The sequence below is a fragment of the Paenibacillus psychroresistens genome (genome assembly GCF_009728935.1).
GTDB lineage: Bacteria > Bacillota > Bacilli > Paenibacillales > NBRC-103111 > Paenibacillus_AC > Paenibacillus_AC psychroresistens.
Map to the genome: position 1 here is coordinate 4,392,504 of NZ_CP034235.1, position 26,331 is coordinate 4,418,834.

At 40.9% G+C, this 26,331-nt stretch carries 36 protein-coding genes, 1 tRNA gene and 1 pseudogene; 10 read left to right on the plus strand and 28 right to left on the minus strand.

Going from position 1 to position 26,331, the window contains the following annotated elements:
* Positions 1 to 87 precede the first annotated feature (87 nt).
* Both gndA and EHS13_RS20000 read right to left on the minus strand, forming a co-directional pair.
* The gene (gene gndA, locus EHS13_RS19995) at positions 88 to 1,497 is read right to left on the minus strand and encodes an NADP-dependent phosphogluconate dehydrogenase (RefSeq protein WP_155702087.1); all 1,410 of its coding nucleotides are present in this window, start codon (positions 1,495 to 1,497) and stop codon (positions 88 to 90) included.
* Between the two features lie 194 nt (positions 1,498 to 1,691).
* A complete protein-coding gene (locus tag EHS13_RS20000; protein WP_155702088.1) occupies positions 1,692 to 2,288 on the minus strand; it encodes a hypothetical protein in 597 nt (198 codons plus the stop codon).
* Positions 2,289 to 2,509: 221 nt separating this feature from the next.
* Here EHS13_RS20000 and EHS13_RS20005 point away from each other — a divergent pair, with 221 nt between their 5' ends.
* The 5 genes from EHS13_RS20005 (at position 2,510) to EHS13_RS20025 (ending at position 6,581) form a co-directional block, all read left to right on the plus strand.
* Complete coding sequence (locus EHS13_RS20005; protein WP_155702089.1) at positions 2,510 to 3,142, plus strand: YktB family protein; 633 nt, start codon at positions 2,510 to 2,512, stop codon at positions 3,140 to 3,142.
* A 146-nt stretch (positions 3,143 to 3,288) separates the two neighbouring features.
* The gene (locus EHS13_RS20010; RefSeq protein ID WP_155702090.1) at positions 3,289 to 3,969 is read left to right on the plus strand and encodes a hypothetical protein; all 681 of its coding nucleotides are present in this window, start codon (positions 3,289 to 3,291) and stop codon (positions 3,967 to 3,969) included.
* A gap of 152 nt (positions 3,970 to 4,121) precedes the next feature.
* The gene (locus EHS13_RS20015; protein ID WP_155702091.1) at positions 4,122 to 4,850 is read left to right on the plus strand and encodes an ABC transporter ATP-binding protein; all 729 of its coding nucleotides are present in this window, start codon (positions 4,122 to 4,124) and stop codon (positions 4,848 to 4,850) included.
* On the plus strand, positions 4,847 to 5,872 hold the full coding sequence (locus tag EHS13_RS20020) for an ABC transporter permease (RefSeq protein ID WP_155702092.1): 1,026 nt from the start codon (positions 4,847 to 4,849) through the stop codon (positions 5,870 to 5,872). Before EHS13_RS20015 ends, EHS13_RS20020 begins: the two co-directional genes overlap by 4 nt.
* A gap of 46 nt (positions 5,873 to 5,918) precedes the next feature.
* Positions 5,919 to 6,581 (plus strand): TetR/AcrR family transcriptional regulator, encoded by a 663-nt coding sequence (locus EHS13_RS20025; protein WP_155702093.1) that lies wholly within the window; start codon positions 5,919 to 5,921, stop codon positions 6,579 to 6,581.
* 62 nt (positions 6,582 to 6,643) lie between these two features.
* Here EHS13_RS20025 and EHS13_RS20030 read toward each other — a convergent pair whose 3' ends face one another.
* Both EHS13_RS20030 and EHS13_RS20035 read right to left on the minus strand, forming a co-directional pair.
* A complete protein-coding gene (locus EHS13_RS20030) occupies positions 6,644 to 7,828 on the minus strand; it encodes an MFS transporter (RefSeq protein WP_155702094.1) in 1,185 nt (394 codons plus the stop codon).
* Complete coding sequence (locus EHS13_RS20035; RefSeq protein ID WP_155702095.1) at positions 7,821 to 9,107, minus strand: MFS transporter; 1,287 nt, start codon at positions 9,105 to 9,107, stop codon at positions 7,821 to 7,823. The genes EHS13_RS20030 and EHS13_RS20035 overlap by 8 nt, the downstream gene beginning before the upstream one ends.
* Before the next feature lie 136 nt (positions 9,108 to 9,243).
* On the opposite strand from EHS13_RS20035, the gene EHS13_RS20040 reads away from it, so the two are divergent.
* A complete protein-coding gene (locus EHS13_RS20040) occupies positions 9,244 to 10,713 on the plus strand; it encodes an aminotransferase class I/II-fold pyridoxal phosphate-dependent enzyme (protein ID WP_155702096.1) in 1,470 nt (489 codons plus the stop codon).
* Between the two features lie 69 nt (positions 10,714 to 10,782).
* On the plus strand, positions 10,783 to 11,202 hold the full coding sequence (locus tag EHS13_RS20045) for a DUF1885 family protein (protein ID WP_155702097.1): 420 nt from the start codon (positions 10,783 to 10,785) through the stop codon (positions 11,200 to 11,202).
* A 53-nt stretch (positions 11,203 to 11,255) separates the two neighbouring features.
* On the opposite strand, the gene EHS13_RS20050 is transcribed toward EHS13_RS20045, so the two are convergent.
* The 3 genes from EHS13_RS20050 to EHS13_RS20060 all read right to left on the minus strand — a co-directional run bounded on the left by EHS13_RS20050 (position 11,256) and on the right by EHS13_RS20060 (position 12,864).
* On the minus strand, positions 11,256 to 11,561 hold the full coding sequence (locus EHS13_RS20050) for a DUF1292 domain-containing protein (protein WP_155702098.1): 306 nt from the start codon (positions 11,559 to 11,561) through the stop codon (positions 11,256 to 11,258).
* An 84-nt stretch (positions 11,562 to 11,645) separates the two neighbouring features.
* Complete coding sequence (locus EHS13_RS20055) at positions 11,646 to 12,131, minus strand: hypothetical protein (protein WP_155702099.1); 486 nt, start codon at positions 12,129 to 12,131, stop codon at positions 11,646 to 11,648.
* Between the two features lie 88 nt (positions 12,132 to 12,219).
* A complete protein-coding gene (locus tag EHS13_RS20060) occupies positions 12,220 to 12,864 on the minus strand; it encodes a stalk domain-containing protein (RefSeq protein ID WP_155702100.1) in 645 nt (214 codons plus the stop codon).
* 652 nt (positions 12,865 to 13,516) lie between these two features.
* Here EHS13_RS20060 and EHS13_RS20065 point away from each other — a divergent pair.
* From EHS13_RS20065 to EHS13_RS20075, 3 genes are all read left to right on the plus strand, one after another.
* A complete protein-coding gene (locus tag EHS13_RS20065; RefSeq protein WP_155702101.1) occupies positions 13,517 to 14,281 on the plus strand; it encodes an MBL fold metallo-hydrolase in 765 nt (254 codons plus the stop codon).
* Positions 14,282 to 14,420: 139 nt separating this feature from the next.
* Positions 14,421 to 14,576 (plus strand): hypothetical protein, encoded by a 156-nt coding sequence (locus EHS13_RS20070; RefSeq protein ID WP_155702102.1) that lies wholly within the window; start codon positions 14,421 to 14,423, stop codon positions 14,574 to 14,576.
* 113 nt (positions 14,577 to 14,689) lie between these two features.
* Positions 14,690 to 14,762, plus strand: a tRNA-Val gene (locus EHS13_RS20075).
* 180 nt (positions 14,763 to 14,942) lie between these two features.
* On the opposite strand, the gene EHS13_RS20080 is transcribed toward EHS13_RS20075, so the two are convergent.
* The 21 genes and pseudogenes from EHS13_RS20080 to EHS13_RS20175 all read right to left on the minus strand — a co-directional run bounded on the left by EHS13_RS20080 (position 14,943) and on the right by EHS13_RS20175 (position 26,329).
* Positions 14,943 to 15,158, minus strand: a complete 216-nt coding sequence (locus tag EHS13_RS20080) for a DNA-binding protein (protein ID WP_155705439.1) — start codon at positions 15,156 to 15,158, stop codon at positions 14,943 to 14,945.
* A 17-nt stretch (positions 15,159 to 15,175) separates the two neighbouring features.
* Positions 15,176 to 15,748 carry a sigma-70 family RNA polymerase sigma factor gene (locus EHS13_RS20085; RefSeq protein ID WP_227013446.1) on the minus strand — a complete coding sequence of 191 codons (573 nt, stop codon included), beginning with the start codon at positions 15,746 to 15,748 and terminating at the stop codon, positions 15,176 to 15,178.
* A 132-nt stretch (positions 15,749 to 15,880) separates the two neighbouring features.
* Positions 15,881 to 16,354, minus strand: a complete 474-nt coding sequence (locus EHS13_RS20090; RefSeq protein ID WP_155702103.1) for a BC1872 family protein — start codon at positions 16,352 to 16,354, stop codon at positions 15,881 to 15,883.
* Entirely contained in the window at positions 16,347 to 16,478 is a 132-nt protein-coding gene (locus tag EHS13_RS37225; RefSeq protein WP_264373536.1) for a hypothetical protein, read from the minus strand. The genes EHS13_RS20090 and EHS13_RS37225 overlap by 8 nt, the downstream gene beginning before the upstream one ends.
* Positions 16,475 to 16,705: a hypothetical protein gene (locus EHS13_RS20095; RefSeq protein ID WP_155702104.1), complete on the minus strand. Its 231-nt coding sequence runs from the start codon at positions 16,703 to 16,705 to the stop codon at positions 16,475 to 16,477. The genes EHS13_RS37225 and EHS13_RS20095 overlap by 4 nt, the downstream gene beginning before the upstream one ends.
* A pseudogene (locus EHS13_RS20100) lies at positions 16,702 to 17,016 on the minus strand (pyrophosphohydrolase domain-containing protein); the annotation flags it as partial. The gene EHS13_RS20095 and the pseudogene EHS13_RS20100, both read right to left, overlap by 4 nt.
* 175 nt (positions 17,017 to 17,191) lie before the next feature.
* On the minus strand, positions 17,192 to 17,392 hold the full coding sequence (locus EHS13_RS37560) for a zinc-finger domain-containing protein (protein WP_155705442.1): 201 nt from the start codon (positions 17,390 to 17,392) through the stop codon (positions 17,192 to 17,194).
* A 72-nt stretch (positions 17,393 to 17,464) separates the two neighbouring features.
* The gene (locus EHS13_RS20110; RefSeq protein ID WP_155702105.1) at positions 17,465 to 17,980 is read right to left on the minus strand and encodes a hypothetical protein; all 516 of its coding nucleotides are present in this window, start codon (positions 17,978 to 17,980) and stop codon (positions 17,465 to 17,467) included.
* Positions 17,981 to 18,020: 40 nt separating this feature from the next.
* Positions 18,021 to 18,347, minus strand: a complete 327-nt coding sequence (locus EHS13_RS20115) for a hypothetical protein (protein WP_155702106.1) — start codon at positions 18,345 to 18,347, stop codon at positions 18,021 to 18,023.
* Positions 18,348 to 18,361: 14 nt separating this feature from the next.
* Positions 18,362 to 18,646 carry a hypothetical protein gene (locus EHS13_RS20120; protein ID WP_155702107.1) on the minus strand — a complete coding sequence of 95 codons (285 nt, stop codon included), beginning with the start codon at positions 18,644 to 18,646 and terminating at the stop codon, positions 18,362 to 18,364.
* A gap of 14 nt (positions 18,647 to 18,660) precedes the next feature.
* The gene (locus EHS13_RS20125) at positions 18,661 to 18,975 is read right to left on the minus strand and encodes a hypothetical protein (RefSeq protein WP_155702108.1); all 315 of its coding nucleotides are present in this window, start codon (positions 18,973 to 18,975) and stop codon (positions 18,661 to 18,663) included.
* Positions 18,976 to 19,267: 292 nt separating this feature from the next.
* Positions 19,268 to 20,131, minus strand: coding sequence for a hypothetical protein (locus tag EHS13_RS20130; RefSeq protein WP_155702109.1), 864 nt, complete (start codon positions 20,129 to 20,131; stop codon positions 19,268 to 19,270).
* Positions 20,132 to 20,145: 14 nt separating this feature from the next.
* Positions 20,146 to 20,754: a 3'-5' exonuclease gene (locus EHS13_RS20135; RefSeq protein WP_155702110.1), complete on the minus strand. Its 609-nt coding sequence runs from the start codon at positions 20,752 to 20,754 to the stop codon at positions 20,146 to 20,148.
* Positions 20,744 to 21,088 (minus strand): helix-turn-helix domain-containing protein, encoded by a 345-nt coding sequence (locus tag EHS13_RS20140; protein WP_155702111.1) that lies wholly within the window; start codon positions 21,086 to 21,088, stop codon positions 20,744 to 20,746. Before EHS13_RS20140 ends, EHS13_RS20135 begins: the two co-directional genes overlap by 11 nt.
* Entirely contained in the window at positions 21,085 to 21,666 is a 582-nt protein-coding gene (locus EHS13_RS20145) for a DUF1064 domain-containing protein (RefSeq protein WP_155702112.1), read from the minus strand. The genes EHS13_RS20140 and EHS13_RS20145 overlap by 4 nt, the downstream gene beginning before the upstream one ends.
* Before the next feature lie 161 nt (positions 21,667 to 21,827).
* Complete coding sequence (locus tag EHS13_RS20150; protein ID WP_227013447.1) at positions 21,828 to 23,351, minus strand: DNA cytosine methyltransferase; 1,524 nt, start codon at positions 23,349 to 23,351, stop codon at positions 21,828 to 21,830.
* Positions 23,296 to 23,556 (minus strand): hypothetical protein, encoded by a 261-nt coding sequence (locus EHS13_RS20155; RefSeq protein WP_155702114.1) that lies wholly within the window; start codon positions 23,554 to 23,556, stop codon positions 23,296 to 23,298. Before EHS13_RS20155 ends, EHS13_RS20150 begins: the two co-directional genes overlap by 56 nt.
* 36 nt (positions 23,557 to 23,592) lie before the next feature.
* A complete protein-coding gene (locus EHS13_RS20160; RefSeq protein WP_155702115.1) occupies positions 23,593 to 23,907 on the minus strand; it encodes a hypothetical protein in 315 nt (104 codons plus the stop codon).
* Positions 23,904 to 25,211, minus strand: coding sequence for a replicative DNA helicase (locus EHS13_RS20165; protein ID WP_155702116.1), 1,308 nt, complete (start codon positions 25,209 to 25,211; stop codon positions 23,904 to 23,906). The genes EHS13_RS20160 and EHS13_RS20165 overlap by 4 nt, the downstream gene beginning before the upstream one ends.
* Entirely contained in the window at positions 25,180 to 25,506 is a 327-nt protein-coding gene (locus EHS13_RS20170) for a replicative helicase loader/inhibitor (protein ID WP_162463173.1), read from the minus strand. Before EHS13_RS20170 ends, EHS13_RS20165 begins: the two co-directional genes overlap by 32 nt.
* Complete coding sequence (locus EHS13_RS20175) at positions 25,466 to 26,329, minus strand: replication protein (protein WP_155702118.1); 864 nt, start codon at positions 26,327 to 26,329, stop codon at positions 25,466 to 25,468. Before EHS13_RS20175 ends, EHS13_RS20170 begins: the two co-directional genes overlap by 41 nt.
* Positions 26,330 to 26,331 lie beyond the last annotated feature (2 nt).

The following is a 26,331-nucleotide window of genomic DNA, read 5'->3' on the forward strand; positions in this document are numbered from 1 at the left end:
AAACGTGGCTGAACCAGATCCCTATATAAAGGACCTACTTCAACCACCATGTGTAGAGCCGCAATTCTTATGATTTGTACTGCTACTCTATTCCATCCATTGGAAATGGAAGCTGCCTGCTTTATCTACGCGTTCGAAAGTATGTGCACCGAAATAATCTCTTTGCGCTTGCAATAGGTTAGCTGGCAGTCTTGCTGTACGGTAGCTGTCATAATAAGCTAAAGCCGATGCAAAGCATGGAACTGGGATTCCACGTTTTACTGCTAACGCGATTACATCTCTCCAAGCTTCTTGATAATTGGCAATAACATCACTAAAATATTGATCTAATAATAAATTTCTTAATTCCGGATCGCGATCATAAGCATCTTTAATGTTCTGTAAGAATGCGGCTCTGATAATACAGCCTCCGCGGAAAATCATTGAAATTTTACCGTAGTTCAAATCCCAATTATAAGCATCCGAAGCTGCTCTCATCTGTGCAAAACCTTGGGCATACGAACAAATTTTACTAGCATATAAAGCTTTACGAACTGCTTCAATGAATTCTTTAGCATCACCATCATACTGTTTATTGGTAGGACCGCTAAGCAGCTTGCTTGCTGCAACACGTTCTTCCTTCATTGCAGAAATGAAGCGGGTAAAAACAGATTCTGTAATAATGGAAAGCGGAACTCCCAAATCTAAAGCACTTTGGCTTGTCCATTTCCCTGTTCCTTTTTGTCCTGCAGAATCAAGAATCACATCCACCATCGGGCTGCCTGTTTCAGGATCTTTCTTTGAGAAAATATCAGCTGTAATTTCGATTAAATAGCTATCCAATTCTCCACGATTCCACTCGGAGAAGATTTCATGTAATTCAGTAGTGTCGACGTTTAGTACGTCCTTCAATAGCTGATAGGCCTCACAAATTAATTGCATATCTCCATACTCGATGCCATTATGAACCATTTTAACGTAATGTCCGGCTCCATCAGGTCCAATATAAGTACAGCAAGGTTCGCCGTTCACCTTAGCCGAAATGGCTGTTAAGATAGGCTCTACCAGCTTGTATGCATCTTCTTGGCCGCCTGGCATAATTGCAGGCCCTTTTAACGCGCCTTCTTCTCCACCAGAAACACCTGTGCCAATAAAACGGAAGCCCAGTGCCTGAAGGTCTTTATTACGTCTTTGGGTATCTGGAAAAAAGGCGTTTCCTCCATCAATCAGAATATCTCCTTGGCTTAAAAAAGGCACCAATTGGTTAATGGTATCATCCGTTGCTTGTCCTGCTTTAACCATGATCAATATCTTGCGCGGAATTTCTAAAGACTCCACAAATTCTTCGATAGTAAATGTGCCAACAACATTCTTCCCAGGTGCTTCAGCAACCAATTCATGTGTTTTTTCAGGTGAACGATTGAATAAAGAAACCGAAAACCCTCTGCTTTCAATGTTCAAGGCGAGATTCTTGCCCATTACGGCTAAACCCACCACTCCAATTTGTTGTTTTCCCATTCCTATTCAACAACCTCTCTATATTTTCGTTATTATTCTAAAAATTATAATAACACAGGAACTCATTTGGTAAAAATTTTTTCTCAAAAAATCGCTAAATTTTTATTATTGTCGATTTCATAAACAAAAAAAGACCTTTGGCTTAAAAAGCACAAAGATCTTCAATATTCGGTTCTAATCATCGACTACCATCCTTATACTTCGAGTTTAAACATTTCCTCTTGCAGCTCTTGCAGCTTGGATTTAATCCTGGCTATTTCCTCAGCATTCTTGGCTTCAAGAGCGTCATACAGCTCAATTAGCGCATAATCCAGCTCCAATCGCAGTACAGGTATCCGCTGTTCAATACGCTGGGATAAGATCGCCTGCTTCATTTCTAGCACAGTAATAACTGGATCTCGTTGAAAGAGGATCTTGTGCTCCATCCCATTAATTTCAACCATCCGAATAATTTCGCCAAACATAATGCTCTCAATCAGAATCTGCCGATCTCTAAACCGCTTAACTACAGCATGCCCCCGAGTGTCGCCAATCATCTTTTCCATCAGCTCAGCTAGCTTGTCATCTTTAAAGCAATAATCTCCAACGATTTTGAAACGGTCTCCTATCCTTTGGAATATTAACTTAACTAGCTTACGCCCTGTTCGAATCGAGACAGTGAATTGATTCTCGCCTTCATTCCAATATAGGGAATACCCTTCCTGAATCAAGCTTTTAATGAAATTCCGGATAAGACGGCGGTCAAACCTTAGTTCTAGATTGCAATATTCGACTTCATGACTTCTGCTCATTGCCATCCCTCCCAAATTCGATCCCTGTTTTGACAGAATACTCATGTGTATAGGTAATGGTTATCTACTGGTAAAAGAACACGTCGCTCTTTAACCAGTATACTTCATATTTTATTATGAAACCGCTCTAATAGCAACGTGTCAAAGCTACATTTTTTAGAGCTAATCTCTAGGTCTGTGTTATACTCTACAAATAAATAAATCATAAAGGAAGATCAACTATGTCATTTACAGGATTTGCACCAACCGACTTTGCTACTTTTACAATCGACGGTCTTGAGAACCGGATGATCGCTATTAAAGAAAGAATTCAGCCTAAATTTAAAGCCTTAGGAGATATCTTATGCAATGAAACTGCAATGCTTGCAGGAAACGAAATGTATTTACATATTGCCAGACATGCACGCAGAAAAGTTAATGCACCAAAAGATACATGGCTAGCCATTAGCAACAATAAACGTGGTTATAAGCAGCATCCTCATTTCCAGGTTGGTCTTTTTGATGATCATGTATTCGTTTGGTTTGCCTTGATTTATGAATTGCCCCACAAAAAGGCTATTGCCGAAAGCTACCTGCGCCAGCTGACTAAAATTAAAAAACTGATCCCTAAAGATTATGTAATTTCATTTGATCATATGCAGAAGGAATCTGTTACTTCGGGCAAGCTGTCGGAAAAAGAATGGAAGCATGGGCTTGAGAGATTCCGCGACATTCAAAAGGTTGAACTGCTGATCGGGCGTCACTTTCTTGCTGATGACCCCATTCTTCAAGACGGAGAAGCATTCTCACAGGAAGCTAAATCTATTGTTGAGTCACTTATTCCGCTCTATAAAATGGCTTGTGCGGCCTCCTAATAAAGGTAATTTACAAAAATTATAAAAAATTTACGCCTTTTTAACTAAAAATTAAGCTTTTTGTGTAACATAGTAAGGAGACTTAATATTCAGCTTAAGCTTACGATGCTAGTTTTCTCACAAAAACTCTGAGGAGGTTCGTAAACATGGATAGTTCACGACGCAATAAAATATGGGCTAGCTTCTTAGCCCTTTCGATTATTCTTAGCAGTACTATTATTGTCCAAGGTACAAGCTCTACAGCAATGGCAGATGGATTGGGCTTAGGAGCTTCCCGCACTCAGGCAGCACCCACAAAAGAAATTAAAAGAAGATCCTTCCCCATTATTGAGGAATCCGCTACAATTCTTGGCCTTCAATCTGACAAGATTAAACAATCTCTAAAGGAAGGCAAAAGCTTACTTGATTTAGCAGTAGAGCAAGGTTTGAGCGAAACCGATTTTACCAGCAGGCTTTTGGCATTGCGGATTCTTAAAGTTGATGAAGCTGTCAGATCAGGTACAATCACCCAAGAAAAAGCCGACCATATCAAAGCAAAAATGCAAGAGCATATCACTTTCATGATTCGAAGTAAGCATTTATTGGAGCTTCATGCCAAAGATCACAAAAAACCATTTCAACATGAGGCTAGGCAAATGATGAGCCCCGAAAAGCTAGCCACGATCATAGGCATACCGCAAGAAAAGCTTGTTGAGCAGCTTAAGGCTGGGAAATCGATCACAGAGATTGCCGCAGCCAATGGTATAAGCAAGGATCAGCTGATTATAAAAATTAAAGACAAGATGACTCCATTTCTTGAAAAAGCGGTTGACCATAAAGCCAAATAATAATGAATATCAAGCTGCCTCTGACTTTCTAGGGCAGCTTTTTATTTGAGTTAAAAATAAGTGATTACTCACTTTACATTTCTATCTCCTAAAGATATACTTTAATTAATTAGTGAGTGATTACTCACTTTATTTTAAGGGGTGATTATACTATGCTTTCAAACAGCTGTGTAAAGGTAGACCATGTCTATAAAAAGTTTGGCAATCAAGTCGTTCTCCAAGACATCACGCTGGAGGTACCGAAGTCACAAATTTTCGGTTTGCTTGGGCCATCTGGGTCTGGAAAAACCACATTAGTGAAGCTAATCTCTGGTATTGATGTAGCTACATCTGGGGATATCCGCTTGTTAGATGTCTCCATGCCCAAGCTCGAGATGATGAATCAAATCGGTTACATGTCACAATCCGATGCGCTTTATATGGAGCTAAGTGCACAGGAAAATCTCGAATTCTTCGCGGCATTATTCGGTTTAAACGCTGCTGCCCGCAAAATAAGAATTCAAGAAGTTATGGAATTAGTAGATCTGCAAGCCTTTTTGAAAAAATCAGTTGCCAGCTATTCTGGAGGAATGAAGCGAAGGTTATCACTTGCCATTGCCCTGCTGCATAAACCTAAGGTTCTGATTCTGGATGAACCAACAGTTGGAATTGATCCGGTATTGAGAAAATCCATCTGGGACGAATTCACTCGTTTAAGTCAGCAAGGCACAACGATTATTGTGACTACACATGTCATGGATGAAGCAGATAAATGCCATCGTCTAGGTATGATCCGTGAAGGCAAACTCATTGCTGTAGGCTCACCGGCCGAATTAAAGCAACAAACTGGAACAAACACAATTGAAGAAGCTTTTCTTTATTATGAGGGTGTTAAATCATGAGAGTTCAAGCACTGATCGTTCGTATTCTTAAACAGTTTATTCATGATAAACGAACACTAGCCCTCATGTTTGTAGCCCCTATCCTGATCTTGTACATGATGTCATTGGTATTCAGTGGTGGATCCAGCTTAGCCAAAATAGGTCTAGTCAACGTACCTGCTATTTTAAGTGAAAATCTTGCTAAACAGGGGGCTTCCGTTACTTCTTATTCTGCAGAGGAAGCAAAGTCAGAGATAGAAAGTTCACAAATAGATGCCGTAATTAGCTTTAATGGTTCAGTACCTTCGATTCAATTAGAAGGCAGCAATCCGGCATCAAGTAAAACGGTTATAATGCTATTACAAAAAGCCATACAGCAGATTAGTCCTGTTCCTAATGCTGTAACTCCCCAAATTACTTATTTATACGGAACAGATAAGCTTGAAGCTTTTGATAATTTAGGACCTGTTTTCGTAGGCTTTTTTGCTTTCTTTTTCGTTTTCTTAATTGCTGGTGTTTCTTTTTTGAAAGAACGTACCAGTGGAACTTTGGAAAGATTGCTGGCAACGCCGCTTAAGCGATGGGAAATTGTTGCAGGCTATGTACTCGGATTCGGTATATTTACAATGCTGCAAGCTTCGCTTATTGCCTGGTTCGCCACGCAAGTGTTAGGGCTAATGCTTGTAGGATCCTTCTGGTTTGTTTTACTGATCACCTTATTAATGTCGCTGACTGCCCTAACGCTCGGAATATTCTTATCTACATTTGCCAATACCGAATTTCAGATGATTCAGTTCATCCCCTTGGTAATTGTCCCGCAGATCTTCCTTTCTGGGCTGTTTAATATGGATAATATGGCGCAGTGGATGCAATGGTTAAGTAAGATTATGCCGCTGACCTACGGGGCTGAGGCACTTAAAAATATCATGATTCGCGGGAAAGGCTGGGACGCCATTGCCCTAAATGTTTATGTGTTATTGGCTTTATCCCTATTCTTCATGGCTGCAAATGTACTTGCATTGCGTAAGCACCGTAAAATATAGTAAAGTATTGCCCAGATAGAAATATGGAGAATTGCAGGGTGGTTGGATGAGTGAAGAAATGGAACAATGGGTTGCTGAAATGCTGCGAATCAACGATTTGGATGCAAAAATGACAGACAAACAAATTAAAATTATTAAAGCTGCCGTTGAAACATTCTCAGAAAAAGGTTATGCGGCATCATCGACAAGTGAAATTGCCCAAAAGGCTGGAGTAGCCGAAGGAACTATTTTCCGTCATTATAAAACGAAAAAAGATTTATTGTTATCCATAGTAGCACCAATGATGACAAAGTTAATCGCCCCTTTCGTACTTAAGGATTTTAATAAGGTACTTCATTCTGCCTATCCCAAGTATGAGGATTTCCTGAGAGCAGTTATTAAGAACCGTATGGAGTTTGCTCGTAATAATTTACCGATAATTAAAATAATGCTGCATGAGCTGCCTTTTCAAAGCGAGCTGCAAGCCCAATTTAAAGAACACATTGCCAAAAAGGTATTTAATCGCTTGCAGGAAGTTGTTGAGCATTTTCAAAGTGATGGGCAGATCATTGCTATACCAAGTCATGTAGCTGTACGTGTATCCGTTTCGGTATTGATTGGCTTTTGCTTTGCACGCTTCTTCTTGTTACCGGAATTGGATTGGGACGAAGAGCAAGAAATCGAATATAGCATCGATTTCATTATGCATGGTTTAGCTCCACGCGAATGAGAATAACTCAATAACAAAAAAAGCTGCATCCTCATCAACAAGGATACAGCTTTTTTTAGAATTCAGTAATTTAAGCCGGCTTTTTCATGGGCTCGGCGTTTGGCCTCAGCGCTGATATAACGAATTAATAGATATATCGCCGCTAACGATAAGAGACCGCTGAATAAAAACGGCAAGGAAATCGTAACCCCATATAATCCCAAACCTACCAAAGGCCCTAAAATGCGTCCTAAGCTATCCATAGAAGAATTTAGTCCTGTAGCTACTCCTTGCCCTACTGTCGTTCTCTGTGTGATTAAAGAGATTACACATGGACGTATGAGTGCGTTGCCTGCCCCGAAAACGGACATGTAAATGGCTGCTGTTAATACACTATTCGAAGCTAGGATTAGAAAAAAGCCTGCGGATGATAAGATTAGCCCAATCAGAATGGCTTTCATTTCACCACCCTTTTTAATTCGCTTGCGAACAACTCCGCCTTGGATAACCGCACCAACAATTCCACTTGCCAGAAACATCATGCTAACCTCAAATGGAGTCGCACCAATTTGCTTTATTTGAAAATATTGAAAAGTAGCTTCCAAGCCTGCCAATGAAAAGGAGACAAAGAAAGAAAGCAAATACAAATATTTAATAGCTCCCGAGAAAGCAATCCAGCGTGAAACCTTCTCTGCGGTAGCCAGAGTCCGTTTAGATTTAGGCAATGATTCTACGAGCATTCGAGCTGCTAGTACAACAAGTGAAAAGGATAAAAAGGAGGCTACATAAAAAGGCAATTCCAGTGAAACAAGACTTAACAATCCACCAATCGGCGGTCCAAAAATAAAGCCTAAGCCAATGGCCATCCCAACTAAGCCCATGCCTTTTGTACGATTCTCTTCTGTTGTTATATCAGCGACATATGCAACCGCACAAGCTGTAACCGCTCCTGAGAAAAAACCGCCGAAGATACGAGAAGTGTACATCCAGAATAAATGACCGCCTGAAATGCCAAAGATAAAAAAGCTAATCCCAAATCCACATAGGCCAATTAAAAGAATTGGTTTGCGGCCAATTTTATCGGATAAAGACCCCCAAACCGGGGACATAAAAAAAGAAGCCGCTGAGTATAAAGAAAGCAACAAGGCCAAATGGAATTGAGCCCCGCCTGTACTCTCCACCATTGCCGGTAATATCGGTATGATGATTCCAAAACCAATAAAAACGGTCATTAACAGCAGCATTATCGTAACCATTTGCCTATTCATGCTGTAAAACCCCCTTATTTTTCTGTGAGATATAAATATGAACAAAGAACAATACGAACAATACGCTTCCACTAGCTAAAAACGGCGCGTGGTAGCTTATATCATCCCAAATCTTCCCCGAAACAACAGGTCCAATCGTTGTGCCCAACCCTTCAATGGTTAAGAAGAAGCCCCATACAGCCCCTCTTTTCTCCGGTGGAATCGCGGCAGCGATCAAAGCATTCCATGCGGGGATCAGCAGTGCATAACTTGCTCCCAGTAAAACAACCAGCGTATACAGCATTGGCATAGAGCGGGTATAAGTAAAACCAAGCAATACCAGTGAGCTTAGTAAAAAACCTATATGTAAAAACCATTTGGTTCCCCAACGATCGACCAATTTACCAACAGGCACCATGAATAAAACGGTGACTAAACCACCTGCAAGCAAAAAATAACGATATTGTTCTCCGGACAATGCCAAGATTTTAGTAGCATATAAGGTTAAAACGGGAGTAAGCAGCCCCAATGCAAAGGTTTGGAAAAACATAGCTGGAAACATCAAAGGACTCATAGTGAGTGACTTGCGCACTTCGTTTAAATATTGCTGAGCTCGTTGAAATCGATTGCCTGGTCGCTTCAATCCAACGTGTGCAGCATTTTTTTGCATTTTTGCCTTTTCTGCTTCTTTGGACTGCAAATGCTTTTCCATCCCTGGCAGTAGGAAGGCAACAATAACAACGGCAATCATAATACCAATAAGCAGTCTAAAGGCGGATTGATAATGATCGTTGCCAATGAAAAAAGTAATCACAAAAGGACCTAAACCAACCCCTGAAAGCCAAGCCATGTAAACAACGCCCATTATGGTGCCGCGTTGCTTCTCCCCTGCTATCTCCGTTGTTCCTGTTATCACGCATGGCCATAATGGAGCTGTTCCCATACCTAACAAAGCACATGCAACAATAATCCAAAAATAGCTTGATGTCGTGGCAATGATAGCAACAGAGGCAAATGTAGAAAGGACTCCTGTAAGCATACATGCACGATAGCCTATTTGATCAATTAACCACCCAATGGGTGTTCGCAATAGATTATCTCCAAGATATTGCACGGCTAATGTCCAACCGATGACTAAAGCTCCCACTTTAAGCACATCATCTAGATAAATCGGTAAAAAAGTAATAATTAATGCTCCCTTAACAAATTCCACAAAAAACATAATGAAAAGGAGCTTTAGTACAAACCCTGAAAATATCGTTTTGGGAACCAGCTTTTCTTTTAACAGCTTTGTTGCCATGACCAACCTCCGTTATTGCTTTGGTTAATTATTGAATTTCACTAAACATTTACTTGCATCCTTGTCCTATTTTGTTATACTCAACTGTGTTTGAACTAATCAAACTCATTCTACTGTAGAAGGGATAGATGTCCAGATGGATCATCATCGCACTCCCCTGTTTTCTGCCTTACTCCACCACGCAGAGCAGAACCCTATTCAATTTCATATTCCAGGTCATAAGAAAGGCGTCGGTATGGACCCAGAATTCAGGGCCTTTATTGGAGATAACGCTTTATCGATTGATTTAATTAATATTGCTCCATTGGATGATCTTCATCAGCCTACTGGTGTTATTGAAGAAGCACAAATATTGGCAGCCGATGCATTCCAAGCCGATTATACCTTTTTTTCTGTACAAGGAACAAGCGGAGCCATAATGACGATGATTATGTCCGTGTGTACGGAAGGTGACAAGATTATTGTGCCGCGCAATGTACATAAATCGGTTATGTCTGCGATTATTTTCTCAGGTGCTAAACCTGTCTTCATTTCGCCTACAAGTGATTCCAATCTTGGGATCGATCACGGCATTACATTAAGCTCGGTTAAAAAGGCACTTTTGAAGCATCCCGATGCCAAAGCTGTGCTTGTCATTAATCCAACCTATTATGGTGTATGCACAAACTTAAAAGAAATCGTAGATCTCGTCCACACGTATCATATCCCTGTTCTTGTCGATGAAGCGCATGGCGTGTTAATTCATTTTCACGACAAGCTGCCTATGTCAGCAATGCAAGCAGGAGCCGATATGGCGGCAACGAGCGTACATAAGCTTGGTGGCTCGATGACGCAAAGCTCCATTCTTAACATCAGAGGTCCCTTGATTAATTCCAAGCGTGTACAAACAATTATTAGCATGCTTACCACAACATCAACTTCATACATCCTGTTGGCATCCTTGGATACATCGCGTCGTCACTTGGCTCTTCATGGCCAAGCAATGGCTGAAAAAACGATTAATCTAGCTCAATATACCCGTGATGAAATCAACAAAATCCCTGGCTTGTACTGCTTTGGAACTGAAATCTTAGGCACTGAAGCCACTTTTAGCTATGATCCAACCAAAATAACGATCCAAGTCCGCAAGCTAGGCTTGACTGGCTACGATGTTGAAAATTGGTTGCGAGATACTTATAACATTGAAGTGGAATTAAGCGATATGTACAATATTCTCTGTTTGATCACAACTGGAGATGTAGCTGAGAACGTCGAGATTCTATTGACGGCGCTTCGTCGTTTATCCGTTGAGCATTACGAGTTAAAAGAAGCTAATGAATTGATTGTAAAAATCCCAGACATTCCCCAGCTTTCCTTATCTCCACGTGATGCATTCTATGGTGATACCGAAATAATTCCGTTTAAAGAATCCGCTGGTCGAATTATTGCTGAATTTATTTATGTATATCCACCTGGTATCCCTATCTTGCTTCCGGGTGAAGTTATCTCGCAACGTAATATTAATTATATCATTGAGCACGTTGAGGTTGGACTGCCTGTGAAAGGGCCAGAAGATCGCAGTGTGGAGTATGTCAAAGTGATTGTGGAAACGACGGCAATTTCATAAGTTCTAATTGAAAATAACACCTTCGAATGCTATGATATGGATTGAACTTAAACAGAAGTAGGTGTAATCGTGAGTCAAAGTGCATTTATCAAGTTTGTTGAAGGCTCGACTGTTTCCTCCATGACATTGGACGAATTACAAGATCATTTGGCCAAATATAGAGATCAGCTAGCTTTAACGGGACAGCAATTGGGTTGGGAATACGATGCAGCCGGTTTTCCTTATACGGTCGAAAGCAAGCCTGAAGGTGAAGGCAAGTGGTTTTATCTAAAAGGCAAAGATGCTAGCTACAAACACATTGTTCTTGGAGTTGGCAGCGAAACTCAAGGAGAATTGGTAAGGAACTATGTACAAGCTGTATTGCCGGATGATTCAACCTTTGGTGATAAATCCAAGGCCAATGAATTCTGCAAGCATCTCGGAAAACAATTTAAAGCGGAGCTTCACCTTTTCAACGGTCGGGTTATGTACTTCAACCCCCGCAAATAATAGACAAAAAAAGAACCAATGACAGCTTGCAACATGTCATTGGTTCTTTTTTGTTAGTTGTCTTCTTCTGCTTCTTTTGCAGCAATTTCATTGTATATGGCTACAACTCGATCCCACTCTTCATCTTCTTCAATACTTACCAGATATGCTTCTTCATTCTCTTCTTCAACACGGAAGATAACGCCATCTGCTTCAGGTTCATTACGGTCTAGCAATACTGCATAGGCTTGTTGGTTTGATTCAAAGGTATAAACCATTACCATTTCATGCTCAACACCCTCTGCATCTGTAACTACAAACACATTCTCATCATGATCATGATCGTGGTCACAATTCTCATCATGTATATGCTCACTCATTGTACAACCTCATTTCCTGCAAAATATTTTCCCTACATATCGTAACATTTTCACTGAAACAGGTCAATTTGAAAAATTAAGTGATTATTCGCCATGTGACATAACCACATTAATAATTTTTTGAAGCCTAATATATTCATTTTTGCGCAAATCCTTGCGAAAATAAGCATACAGATAGGCTGCATCGGAAAATGTTAATGCAGGATAGCAAGTAATCCCTTCATTGGTATATGGATTGTCCATGATAACCTGCCATTCTCCTTCTCGATCTGCAAGTGGTATGCTGCGAAGCGCCTCGCTTTTATGAAAAATCAGACGTTCCATTTCTCCCCAGACTTTCTCCCAAGAAGGACTGATTACTGCAGGCTGAGGTACGATTTCTCTGCCTTTGGAAATCAGCAGTTGCGCTTGTTCGATCATATTGTCATCGCAGGTTACCAAATATTCCTTCAAACCCTCAAGCAGCTGACTGAAGAGTGAATAGCCCCCATGCGCAAATAGATTCTGTAATTCATTATATTCCTCATTTGAAGCGGCTAGCTGAAATTGTTTAAATATAGCTCTATTCATCTGTTTAAGCATCCTGCATGTCACCTTTACTTTATATTTAATAAAACAGAAAAAGAACGACCCTGATTACGAGTCGGCCTTTTTACTTTTATACGGAGTCAATTGATTTCTGTGAGATAACCGTATAATTATTGTCCTTGTCCTTGAAAGAGAATCTTACAAGATAAGTACCCTTTTGTGAAAATTTGAGGTCAAATGGTAAACTAGTATAGCCAAAAATGGAAGGCAATAAGCTATTGGAAGTGATGCCTGCCGTAACTTCCTTGCTATCAATTTCTTCACCATCCGGCTTTATGATGGAAATTTTAAACCCTGTAGCTTCGGCTTTTAGACCATCGACTTGTACAACAACAGCAAATTCAACCGTTTTCCCTGTCTCTACTACGCTGAACGGGGATTTAATAACTGAAACCTGTTTGTTCTTGTCAATCTTCACTTCTTCCGAAACGAACATGTGTACATTAGGTTTATAAATATTAGCTGTCATAGTATCTTTGTTCCATTCCACAATAGCTTGCAGCTTTTCAGCAACCTTGCGAATAGGTAATACTGTACTTCCATCAATTACGAGGGCTGGAACTTCACCCTCTTTAAAAGTGACTTCGGAATCATTCACAAAAACTTTAGCTTTTGGAAAGTCTTTATAAGTCCCCCAAAGGGAATCTGCGTATACGGTTGCTCCAAAGACCATTGAGAATACCAAAGTCAAAATAATCAATCGTTTGGCTTTCATTTCATTAATTCCCTCCTATAGATTGGACTAGGTAATCTAGCGCCATTAACAAATGCATCTTGTGTTTGTGATATCAATATATACTCAGCAGTTGTTAAAGAGTTGCGAAGAATAATAAAAAAAACTTGATTTTTTTAAAATCGCCCCAAGTGTTTTCAGTATCTTGAACCTGTTCCAATAATAGGGATTTCTTATCAATAAAACAAATAAGCCCCATTGCAACGAAACCGCAGCGGGGCATAAATAACAGATCCAAATTATAACATTCCTTATTGCAGCTTTATCCCTCTGGTCAAGATACACGGAACACCACGTCCCACACTTCCTGGTATTCTCATATACTCTCTGTATCTAATCCCTCTGCTGCACGGAGTCTTACAGTGATCACATATATCTGAAGTTACCATTTTTAAATTAAACTGACTGCGATTTAAGGATGATATGACTTTTTTCTTAATGACTTTTTTCCCCATCTTGTTGTCCTCGCCTCCATTTTTTGTCCATATGCCATCAAATTATGCGATTTATGAGCAAAAGGACCGGAAATTCCAAAAAAATATTCTTTTATTGGCATTTATTACTTTTGTTTTTACTTATTAAATGTTAAATTAATAAAAAGTCCTTTTTGACCTATTGATTAAGGGGGAGCAACATGAGTCTGACCGTTCAAATGTTAGGTACTGGCTGGGCATTTTCAAAAAAATATAACAACACAAATGCTCTCGTTCAATACAAAGGCTATAACCTATTACTAGATTGCGGCTTTACGGCCCCAGCAGCTTTGCACGAGCTCAATATTAAACCCTATCAAATTGATGGCGTTTTTATTACGCATTTACATGCTGATCATATAGGCGGATTAGAAGAGTATGCGTTTCAAATGATGTATACATATAAGAAGAAACCCGTTCTTTTTATCCCAACAACCTTGCGTCAAGCAATTTGGGATTATTCATTAAGAGGCGGCCTAGAGAATCCCGGTGAGAATATTACTAGTCTTGAAGATTATTTCGATGTACACGAAATTCCAGTAGGAGTCCGAACTGAGATAGCATCAGGTTTTACACTGGAAACGTTTCTAACCAAACATATACCAGACAAACCTAGTTATGCCGTTCTATTAAATGATCACTTTTTCTATAGTGGGGACACATGTTTTGATTTAAAGCTACTAAACACCTTATTCTATCAACGAAATTGCACGGCGATTTTCCACGATTGTCAGCTTTTTAATCCTGAGACGGTACACGCTACGTTGGATGATTTATTAACCCTTCCCCTAGAAATGCAGAAAATTATTTATTTAATGCATTATGGCGACAACATGGAGAATTTCACAGATAAGATCGGACAGATGACCTTCGCTAAAAAGCATCAGCTTTATTCTTTTCCATTAGAAGAGAAGTCTATTTATTAGGCAAATAGCATATACTAAAGACCTTACACTTTACGTTGTAAGGTCTTTTGATTTGTGTTGTTTCAGTTTTACCAAATTGGTTTATATAGGTATAAGCTCTTCCACTCAAAATTTGGACCAAATAAGGAGGATACGTGTTATGAGCAAAAATTATTTAGAACTAAGTAACTATTTCCCAGAATTACATGACAAAACAGAAAGCTCCTTCAACGCTACTCCAAGTGAAATTGAAGAAGAATTTGAGTCAAACCTACAATTTAATCCTGGAGTCGAAGAAGAGGAACAAACTGTATAATGTTTCCATAGAATCAATAGCCGTGAATGAATTGGCCCCTCTGCAATTCGTTCGCGGCTATTTGTTGACAACCCAACCAAACCTTGGTATTATAACACTTGTCGCACTAATTTGACCTGATAGCTCAGCTGGGAGAGCGCTATCTTGACAGGGTAGAGGTCGCAGGTTCGATCCCTGTTCAGGTCATTCATACATTATAGTCTTAAACCCTTATCCCATAAGGGTTTTTTCTTTGTCCGCTTTCCATTACTCAATAGATATCACTAGTCATTTTATTGATTTGGCACGAATTTGGCACGAATTAATTTTTGGCATGAATTGGCACGAAAAAAGAGTAAGGCTTGTATGCCCTACTCCCCAATATTTTCATGCGCCTTGCAACCACCTTAGAAACACATCTTTTGATACTTTGATCATCCTGCCAACTCTTACATAATGGAATGGTCTTGGTTCTGAATTCAAAAGTTCGTAAGTTTGTTTCTGCCCGATGCACAATATTTGTTGAATATGTTTTGGTTCCAACACTGGCGGGTAATCATCAAGCGTATTGTTTTTATCGTTAATTGTTTCGTTTGGCCCCATCGATTCACCATCCTTTATCATATTAAGAACAAGCTGCTATTTAAATCTTCCGTAACTTTCTTTTGAGCTCGTTCCACGTAGCCTTGGACCGTCCCTTTACTGATGCCGAGCATAATAGCAATTTCAGCGTATGGGTAACACCCACCATGAGCTAGTTCATAACACTCTCTTTGCTGCGGGCTCAACCGGCTCAAAGCATCCTCAAGTTGATACCTTTGCCAATCAGTTAAAGTTGATGCGCTCCGCGAATTATATTGATTAGAGAATGCTTGCATCCTTAACGGGTCCATTAGTTTGTTTTTTTGATATGCAGATCGTCTTTCGATGCCTCTCTTGCTACCTGGCATTTTACCAGTATGTAGCCAGTTAATTGCTAGGTTAACGTCCGTTATCATGTCCTTAATAAAATCGATATCTTTCATTATTGAATCGAGATCTACATTTAATGCTATGGCCTTTTCTAAATCACATTCGAGCTGCTTACCCTTTTTCTGTAGCATTCGCAATGTGCCTCGATATGATAATTTGAGATCATTCCAATCCTTCATAAACCCGCGCTCGTCCAATTCCGGTAACTTTTCTTCCTTCATCCCCTCAGCTCCTCAGGGTTATTTAAACGAATAAATTAGATAAACTTGGTAACAATACTAAGGAGCCTTTGGCTCACTCCATTTGTCTGGTTGATAGAGCGCCAATAGTTCCCCTGTTGGCGCTTGTTCCATTTAGAAGGGAAGTTCATCGTCTGGGTCGTGAAAGTATGATTTCTTCTCATCTTGTATCACTGCAAGTAAGGCGGCTTTACATATCACGACTTGTGCAGATTCATCCTTTGCCATTGGCATGTGCCCAAATTGGCATTCCCATAAATCGTCTGGTGCAAAGTAATCACCTAGTCTTTGTAAGACGGTCGCAAATCCCTTAACCTGCATTTCCTCAATAACTTTCCACGCTGCCGCAATATCATTTAAATAATCGGGGCAATCCGACCAAGCTTCCTCTTCCGTTTTTCGCTCACCCGTTGTTAGTCCATCGAATGGAGCTACAGGATCAATTCCATCCACCAACATGTAATAACAATTTGCTTCGAAATCCTTGTCGTAATGGTAGACGCTCAGCCCCATCACATCCGTTGCTACGGATCGCTTCAGCTGTTCGGGTGTCATAGCTTCGATTTGTTCGCGGGTGTATTTACTCATGGGGTTCAACTTCCTTTTTAGCAGCTCGGATTAAGCCGATGACCATTCTTAAATCGGTATCACCTGACTCCCTCATTTCCTGTACATCACTTTCTAATTTCTCTAATATCTCCAATGCCTTCATTGTTTTTCCTCCACTCCATATTGTTCATAAAGCCGTTGAAAGGTTGCAAGCGGGCATTGCCCGAATCCGCTGGGTTTACGATAAAGGACATACCTTCCGACACTTACAACAAATCGCTCTACCCGACCATGATGGGAACTAAAGATATAATTCTTGCCTGTAACAATTGCTGGGTAAAGGAGCTCGGTAACCCTTTGTGCTATTTTGGCTTGAGTGGAGAGTTTCATTTCAACCCCATTTGTTTATTAATCTCAGCAATTATCTTAGGCTCAGGAGCAAAGCGCTCTTTCCAGCCTTCAGGCTTAAGAATCTTCCCTTGCTCATTTCGAGTCACCTTACCGTCCGTTACCTTGCCCATATTGGCAGCATGCACGATATCAAATATGGCTTCTGGTTTAACGCCCATTATGGTAAATGTACCGATTGTGAAGTAGAGCAAATCTATTAAGGCATCTACTTGATCTTCGATGGTGTGAGCTGCGGCAAACTCGGTTAATTCCTCCAACATCCAAGACACTCGCTTTGCTACTATGCCGCCCAAGTCTTGACCATCGCTTTGCATCTTCGATAATGCTTTGATCTCCTGTGTTAACTCATACATTGAACCTGATAGCCAATTATTTGTAATGAGTGGACCTTTGCTAAGCATTGTCGGGCTGCTTGCCATTTCTTCACCACATGCTATATGAAACTCTTTGATTTGTACGAATTGTTTATCCATTTTTATCCCTTCCTCTCCCTAACTTTCCGCCTAGTTCCCTTAGCTTTGTGCCATGTTCGCAAATGGTCTTACAGTGTTTTTCGAGCGGTGCGTAATTCCCCTTGCAACCGGCAGTTAGTTTAATTTTTATGGGGCAGCCATTGCATTTGGTGTCCAATATCTTATTAATCTGGTTTAAAGCATCGTTTCGGATATTCCCACACCCTTTAGGAGAAGCCCCCGAAGGGGCTTTGTCATTTCCCGCTTAAAATATTCCAAAAATTATTTATATAGGTAAGTCATCATCCGATGGTTCCTGAATAGCCTTGGTTTCTTCGATAAAAGCTGCCATTGGATCCTCGCTCTTTGCAACGAGCTCAACCGTTCCGCTAGCATCAACTTTGACCTCTAGACCCGCCTGCTTTTCATCGCCCTCGGTTTCTACCCATTCAGTCTCAGGGTCGTGGAAATCCTCAATACTCATTTGCGAAGATTCCAGAGTCAATTCAACTGCTGTGCCGCCTGAATGTGAATAAATTTGTCCGCTCTTTTCATCCGATAAATCTCCTTTGAGTAAGAAGTTAGCCACAACACCTTTTGCAGATTTCTTAATGTCCACAAATTCAGCGGGGAATTTACCAACAGCGCAATCCTTTATTTCCATATGGACAATGCTGCCCGCTAGATCGTAGAGCCTTTTGCCAATTCCCTGTGAATCATCACCCTTGAGAGTAAATTTCAAACTCTCCTTTTTGTTCTTTTTCATTTCAGTAAATTCGATATTTACGATAACTGCGCTCATTCAAACACTTCCTTTTGGTTTAATTGACAAATCGATTATTCTACCAAGCAAAACTTATTTGCCCTTTCTCGTTTGGAACACTTAAACCTCCGAGTTCCACTTCTTCTGCAAATATCAATTTAGAGGCATTCAAAACCATTTTAAGAGTAGAGAGGTTGTTTTTTGTATTGATGTACTGGCTTTCAAGTTCCCGTTCTGATGTACTATTTTTAATAATTACGTCAATCACATGGACATATAGCTGATATTGATCAATTTCATACATGCCCCGTTCAGGATCCTTTGCTTTGATAACAAGTTCAGCTTGTAATGTCAGGAGTTTGCTTAGTGTGCTACCTGGATGGTTAGAAAAGATCCGGTTTTCCATCTAATCACCTTTTCTTAAATCTGAATCTGTTCATGAATCCAAGCCTCGATCCGCTTCAAGTCCTCAATCAGTTCTCGCAGTGTCGTCGTTGTGCTTTCCATGATCTTCATACGAACCACACCTTTTACAGCCCCTGCCAAAGAAAGATAATGTCCGTGAATCTCTTGATTAAAGCCCGATTCCGCTTTTTCTGACTTTTTATATTTTCTTATGCTGAATTGCATTCCGTCTGACTCAATAACGAGCTCGCCAATTTCAACGCCTTCGTTGTCATAAAATTTCTCAATTACGATTCTCACAATAATCTCTCCCTTTAATCGAATAACCCTAACTGTCCATCCGATTCCTGATCTACTTGCTTGAACGCCTCTTCAACACTTAAACCTTTTTCTAATTGCTTGTGACGAGCTTTGATAACCCGTTCCCCCATGAGGATGTTTTCTTGACTGCGTTTGATCATATCGTCAAAATATTTAACGTCATCCGCATTGTTTGTAGGCTTCTTAAGTTTGCGATCCGCAATGACTTGCTTTTCGATTTGGGCTATTGTTGCCAGCTCATCCTCAATGCATTTAAGATTGGATTCAATACTTAAATTGATTTGCGCTTCGTTCATGTAAAAACTCATGATTTAGTTTCAATGATCGGCAATGGCATAGGGAGCTCGACTACTCCAACAAATCGATTGTTGTCACAAATGCACGAAGGGCATGAAGGTTCTTCTATTCCGGATGATTCTTCAATTGCGTATCCTAAGCTACAAGACTCACATTCGTAAAAAGCATAATTTTGCATGATTACCCATCTCCTCTCTTGACGTTCCCATCTGTTCGCAGGAGCGTATGTTTGGTTTGACCCCTGCAACTATCCTCCGAAAGTCAGAAACTTCCGTCGTGGGCTAAATATGGGGCTTACGTGACCTATTCTGTCGCCGTCTGTTTGTTGATGTGAATCGTATTGTGCTTTTGAATAAACTTCTGAACGTGTTCTGCTGGGTTACCCTCAACAATTAAAGTTTCCATTTGCACATGTAGTAATTGGGTATAACGCTGCATAACAACGAATAGCTCTTCTGCCGACTGAACCAAGTCAATATTCCTTGTTGCCGCAAGTTGTACTGCACCAAACAAATCAGCAAGCCCTCTATCAGCAATCAGATAATCTTTGATAATCGGAATCTGGAAGTAAATGAATTGAGTTAGCTGCTCATCTTTGATTGTTTCAACTGCCACTTCTTTCGTTTGGACATTTGGTGGTAACTCTGGCGGTTGCACAATGACTGGATCACCTTGATCATTTTCGGCAATTTCCTGTACGATTTCCTCTGGCTCATGTTTAATTTCTACAATTTGTTGCACAGCTACCTTCTTGTTTGCGTTCGGATTAACAATGCCCCATTTGCTAACTCGGGAGAAAATAGTTCCCGAATTTAAACCTTCCTCGCGTTCAATCTGCGCGGCTGTTTTGCCTTGTGCAAAAGCGGCTTCGATGAATTCTTTGTTTACGTGCGGGAAAGTCAACTTTCTGCCCTTTTGTTTCGTATCACTCTTTTCTCCCTTGGCCACCCGTTTCGTTGGTTCAAATGGCAATTTCTCATCTTTGATTTCAACGGGTTTTACAAAGTCTCGTATTGCGAGTAATTCCGTTTCGAGTGGCAGCAAGCCAACCATGGACAGAAATGTCCTAAAGGTGATGCTGTCGTTGCCGAAATACTCTATTTGAATTTCATTTCGCCGTATTCCTGATTTCCTTAAGATTAGATACTGCTCTTTTGTCATTGCCATGGAATGAACTCCTCTCAGTTTTTATATCCTTGCTCAAATGGTTTTGCATGTTCGGGATACCAAGTCGCTGGTCCCCACTTTTTAACGTACCCTAGCCGATTGATCCAAGGCTCTACAGATTCCTCTTTATCGTAATGTTGCAGAAGCTTGTAACAGCCATAAACATCAGCAAGGGCTCTGTGGGCTGTGTCCATCTCAATGTTATGCCTTGTAGTAAGGTCAGTGAGTTTGTGAGGGAACGGCACTCGATCTCTAGCAATCGTCAGCGTGTCTATGAAACTATTGCTGAAGCTTTGGTTGAATAGCCGCATGCGAGAATGGTGCAGGAAAGCAAGGTCAAAAGTTGCATTGTGCGCACCTATGATGTTGTTGCCCATGAACTGCTTGAGCATTTTAAATGCAATGTCTTCGTCAAAGCCATCCTTTAGATCATCATCAACGATTCCAGTGAGTTCCGTTATCTTTTGGCTTAATTGTTTGTCGTGCTTCACGAAGCAATTGAATGAGCCTGTTATGATGCCCTTGTGAATCTTGAGAGCAGCCATTTCGATTACTTGCTCTTTTAATGGATCAAGACCCGAAGTCTCGAAGTCCCAGATGGTTAAGTCCATTTCATTTAACATCCAACGCCTCCATAGCTGCCAATTCATCTTCTGGCTTTTTGATATCCCACTGTCGCAACCATTTGTATAGGCTGGGCACTTGAATGTTCAATTCCTCTGCAATCTGTTCGCGACTCATTCCAGATACACGCTTATCCAAATATTCCTGCTTGCGCATCATCTTGGGTTTGTAATGTCCACTCTTATTAAAGTTTGGTGTCAACGGTTTTCCATTAAAGACACTAACTCCTTTGAAAGGAATACCCAGTTTTGCAGCCTCTTCTTCTGTCACGAGTCTAGTTGTTAAAGTGTTGCTGCTTGGGTTTGGTTCTGGTGGCTTTTTATAGATTCTCATGCCTCTTTCACCGCCGCGAGCTTTCCAGCCTTCTTGTCAGCCTTTTTAATTGCATCGAATTCCTTGAGTGTCATCCACCCACCGCGAGCTTTCCAGTGCTTCATCACAACTAGAGCCGGAAAATCGGGATACGCTGCATCAAACATCTTGTGTTTAAGCGGGAATGTTTCGTTCGACATTCCTTTCACATCAACAAAGTATTCAGTCCCATATAACAGAACCTGCCCAAAGTGCTCGATTGGAGTAATGCCAAAATCGGGAGTATACGTAATCGCTAGATGCTTAACGCCATCCTTTTCAAGCTTCTTCAGTATTTCAAACCTAGGCTGAAATCTAACAAGAATCTTGCCTGCATTAATTTTTGGCAGCAGTTCCTCTGTATAATACTTAGCTTCCAATCCCGAGCCGAATACAAAATAGATATCCTTGTCATATGGTCTGGTTTTAAACCCCTCCAACATTGCCTTCGTTACCTTCTTTGAATTTCCGCTCCTAAGGTTAACAATCACTTTGCTAGAGTTTAGTTTGGTCGGTTCGATTGCATTAGGGTCAGATGCTTTTTTTGTTCGTTTGAACATGTCTCACCTCTTCTCCACATATTTGATTTTTGCTTTTGAAGCCATAAACCGCCTGCGAATCTCATAACGCGCTGCTAGTTTATGAGAGTAATGGCAGTCGTGGTCATAGAGTGCGATTGTGTAAAGTTGTCCGAGAGTGGCTTTTGTCCAGTTGAGCTTTTTCATATCGATAGTTCCAGCTGTCCATTTGCTTTAACTGCTGGATCGTAGCGATGGAAAGCTAAAACTTTACCTGAGCCGGTACACATATGCGGTAAATTTGCCTTAACCAAAGCCTTAGACATTGGAGGCGAAACGCTATTCCCACACCTGGCTACTTGTTTTGAAATAGGGTAAGGTTTGCCTTCGTGATCTTGGTCGATAATATACTCTTCTGGAAACCCTTGAGCTCCGAACAATTCGCGCGGGACAAGCATTCGTAGCCTGATATCATAAATTTGATAAGGTGTTCCGTGTACCATCACTAGCCCAAATCTGTCATGCGTTGGCACCGTTCCGAGCGGTCTATTTAAATCCTGCCCAATACTCGCTCCGTTGTATTGAATAAGAAAGCACTGGACAACTCCGAAATGAATACCGCCGGCTGTAATTGTATGGAGTGGCGTGTCCATTGCCTGACCAATGTTGGTCCCCTTCATCTTCATCATGTGAGCCGTCACAAGGCCATATCGATTAGATGTGTCAATCGTGAGTAGTGGTTGAGTTAATGCTTGCCCCCTTACTCCGTCGCCGTAACTGTGATATTGAATTAAAAAAGCGGAAACCAATTCAGAGTTATTGTTATCTGCATCGAATGGCACTGGTGCAATAAATGGGTTCGAATCATTAATGACCCACTTCCAAGTACCTAATCCAATTCGGCGTTGCGTATTTGGGACAAGATCCTTTTTTCGTCCAAATATTGACTTCGCTGGAATGGTCCAATCAATAACTTCCGATACATCGTGCCACGGCAATAATTTATTAGCATTTACCTGTGGTCCGTCCGGATCTCCTAGAACTGGTTCGGGGAAAACGATTGGCAATCCATCACACCGAGCCACTAAAAAGAATCGTTTGCGAATAGTTGGCGCTCCGTAATCACATGCCCGCATTTCTTTCCATTCCACTTCGTAGCCTTGGGCCATTAAAGCATTTATAAATGACTTGAATGTTCTGCCTTTTTGTTTAGGGTCCGGATAAAAATTACCTTCATCATCTGGGATAATTGGGCCCCATGTTTTAAATTCCTCTACGTTCTCGAGCATGATAACTCTTGGCCGGGCCGTAGCCGCCCATCGAATGGCAACCCACGCTAACCCGCGAATACTTTTTTCAACTGGCTTGCTACCCTTCGCTTTTGAAAAGTGTTTGCAGTCTGGAGATAGCCAAACCAATCCAACAGGGCGACCTTGAGATATGTCTCGCGGGTCAATATCCCAAACAGACTCGCAAAAATGAATAGTGTCAGGGTGATTAGCCTTGTGCATTGCGATTGCATCTGGATCGTGGTTAATGGCATAATCTACGCTGCAGCCAGTGGCTTGTTCAATTCCTGTGCTGGCCCCTCCGCCTCCTGCGAAGTTATCAACGATCAACTCTCGGGCTCCTAAGTCGATAATGCCTTTCCAATACTGGATTAACTCAATTTTATTGACTGGTGGTTTCTTGCGCTTCACATACATTTTGAATGTGGTTTGCACCATATTTAGCAGCCAACCTCCTTAATGATGCCCCTGCTGAAAAATGAGTACATTGCGGAGAGTCGAATGTAATGGATAATGGCACCTCGATTTTAAGCCAGCTTTCCAATTCAAGAGGTAATGGTTTTGCTGCTTGGTGTGCTGCGATTGCTTCTGGACTAAAATTTAATGTAGACCTATGAATGATTTGAAGGAATGGTCTGTACATGGCTGCCTCCTAAAATATTTTGGGTTGAATGATTGCTTAATCTTCGTTAAGCCAATTATTAGCTATTGGAGCAGGTAGGGCGATTGGTTCAGGTACAATCTCAGGGGCAGGTTCTTCAAATGCCCAACCAATCTCCCTGTATTCTGTTTTAAGCTCTGGATAAGCAAGAACGTTTTTCGCCCGTTGATACATTAAGAGGTTGCCTTCTGCTTTGTTGTAATTAATTAGCAACTCTGCCTTCCATTCAGGCCGAGCTAACTTATCATGTATCTCCAACTCTTCCAATCGCTCAGCCTCGCCTGCCAACCACTTCAATCCTTTTTCATAATGAACGTCATCTCTAATTATCAAGCTGCATCATCTTCCTTTTTCTTATAAGGGACAAAGCGTTGATACCACCATTCGAAGCGGTACCTAAATCTGTTTAGCCCAACGTTACGACCTTTCAAGAAAATAGAGTCAATGATTTTAACACCGTTATCTCGATCGCCTGTATCGTATAAAGCCTCAATCACATCCGCATCCTGCTCAATGCTGCCTGACTCTTTCAAATGCTTCATTTTGGGTTCACCTTCATCAACCTGTCTATCCAATTGGGAAAGCATGATGAAAACACATTTCCGATTACGTGCGATGTTCTTAGATCTCCGAGTAACACGACCGATTGCAGAAGAACGACTTTCACCGCGCTTTTCGTTAATTCCCATTATCTGAAGGTAATCAACAAGGATGCAGGATACTTTGCCGTGTTCCCTCTCTAAATTCCGAGAAGTGGATTCAATCTCATCAATAGTTACTCCAGCAGAATCTTGCACAAACAATTTCATTTTTTCCACTTCATCATAGGCTGCATTGATTCGGGTCCATTCGTTCTCGCGGAATCTACCTTCATCGCCTTTATTAATTAGCCTGGTATAATTCACGCCTGCTATATTGGAAACCATTCGATCAATGACTTCGGTGAAGCTCATTTCTTGGCTAAAGATCGCAACACATCCAACATCTTTGTTTTCTTTGGATATGCCATAAGCCATCTGTAAAGCCTTTGCAGTTTTACCTACGCTTGGACGGCCTGCTAGGATATAAAGCCACCCGAGCCACAATTGAGCCCAATCATCAAAGTCTTTAAATCCGCTCAGCAATTTAGCTGCTTTGGTTTTTAAGTGGGTGAAATAGTCTTTCCGCATTTCTGCAAAGCTCTTCATTTTTGAAGTGGTCTTAGGCTTTATCTCCATGACTTCATCATCTACTGAGCAAAACAAATCTTCATCCGATTCAAATTCCTCTTGAGCAAGACCGATGAGCTTTTTACCTAATGCGACAATTCGCCTTTTATGAGCTGCCGTTCGAACGATTTTGGCATATGATTCGATATTGGAAGCTGTAGGGGCGCTGTTCTCCAGTTCTGCCAGATAAGAAACGTTCCCCACTTCTAGAAGTCTTCCAAACTTTTGGAGTCTATTGGTGACTGTAATCAAGTCGACAGGTTCGTTTCTCTCCCGCAGCTTTCGCATCGCATTCATGATAAGTTCGTGCGACATTCTTGAAAAATCTCGTTCTTCTAAAAAGTCGATTTTATCTAATGCTGCGGGGTCCAAGAAGATTGCACCCAAGACTGCTTGCTCAGCCTCCAAGTTTCTTATATCCGGATCCATCTCCAGGTACGTATTTATAGGGATCACCTCCCTCATTCACGTATTGTTCAAAAGCTAGGTCGGCATTGCGTAATAAGATTTCGCGGTCCTCTTTGGAGGTTTGCTGAACGATATCTGAAATAGTAGGTGAATAACGGCTCGCCGCGATATGATCCCTTAAGTTCCTTTGACCCGTTTCAAAGGAGACTCCTTTTAGCATATCGGTCCAGATTTCCGTTTTTATATCGTCATACTGAAAATTGGGATAACAATTATTAATGATCAAGAAGAGTTGCTTTACCTCTACTTTGTTCAAGTTGCATGCCCTCCCCAATCTCTCGCATAAGCTGTTCGTTTTGGCTGACCTGAGCATTTTTCTTAACCATCGGATAATAGCTATAAGGGTCCCGATCAGCTAAGAATTTCTCAAAGTGGCGCTTGCCCAAGAAATCATCCAAGCTCCATCTTGTGGTAAGCACATAACCGGCATTATTCAAAATATCCGAATACGTTGAAATGCTTTGTTTCAGTTCATCGAACGAATAACTCTCCAGAGCCCATTTCACTTGCAACTCAATTTGAGGATTTAATGCCCTATGCTTCACTAAGCGGCATTCGTTCCAATGTTCATAAATGGCTTTGACCAATTCCTTAAGTTTAGAGAAAAGCATTTCTTCCTCCTCGAGACTATATATTTCTTTAAAGATTTTCTTTAAAGATCTTTTTCTTTCTTGGTCACCTAATTGGTTGACTGGGGGAGTCCCACTATTGGTTGACTGGGTATCAACTAATTGGTTGCCCCCCACCTTTTTAGTTGACCCCCTTTCGATCAACCAAGTGTCGTAGTCTTTAATGAAGCGAAGCGTCCTAGATTCGGTAAAAGTACCCTCCGAAACCACTTTCAACACTCGTTTTTCGATCAAAAACTGAACTTCTCGGCTGATTAGATTTTTGTGTGATCCAAGAGCTTTTTGAAGGAAGGTTAATGAAAAATCAGAGTCCTTTCTTTTGAATCCAAAAGTGTATCTCCAGACAATTAAGATAATGCGGAGTTGGGTTCCGTTGAATTTAAACTTGGGTACCTGCTCCAATAGTTCGTTGGCAACCATGGTGTATTTATCCGGTTGAACGTTTGCCATTC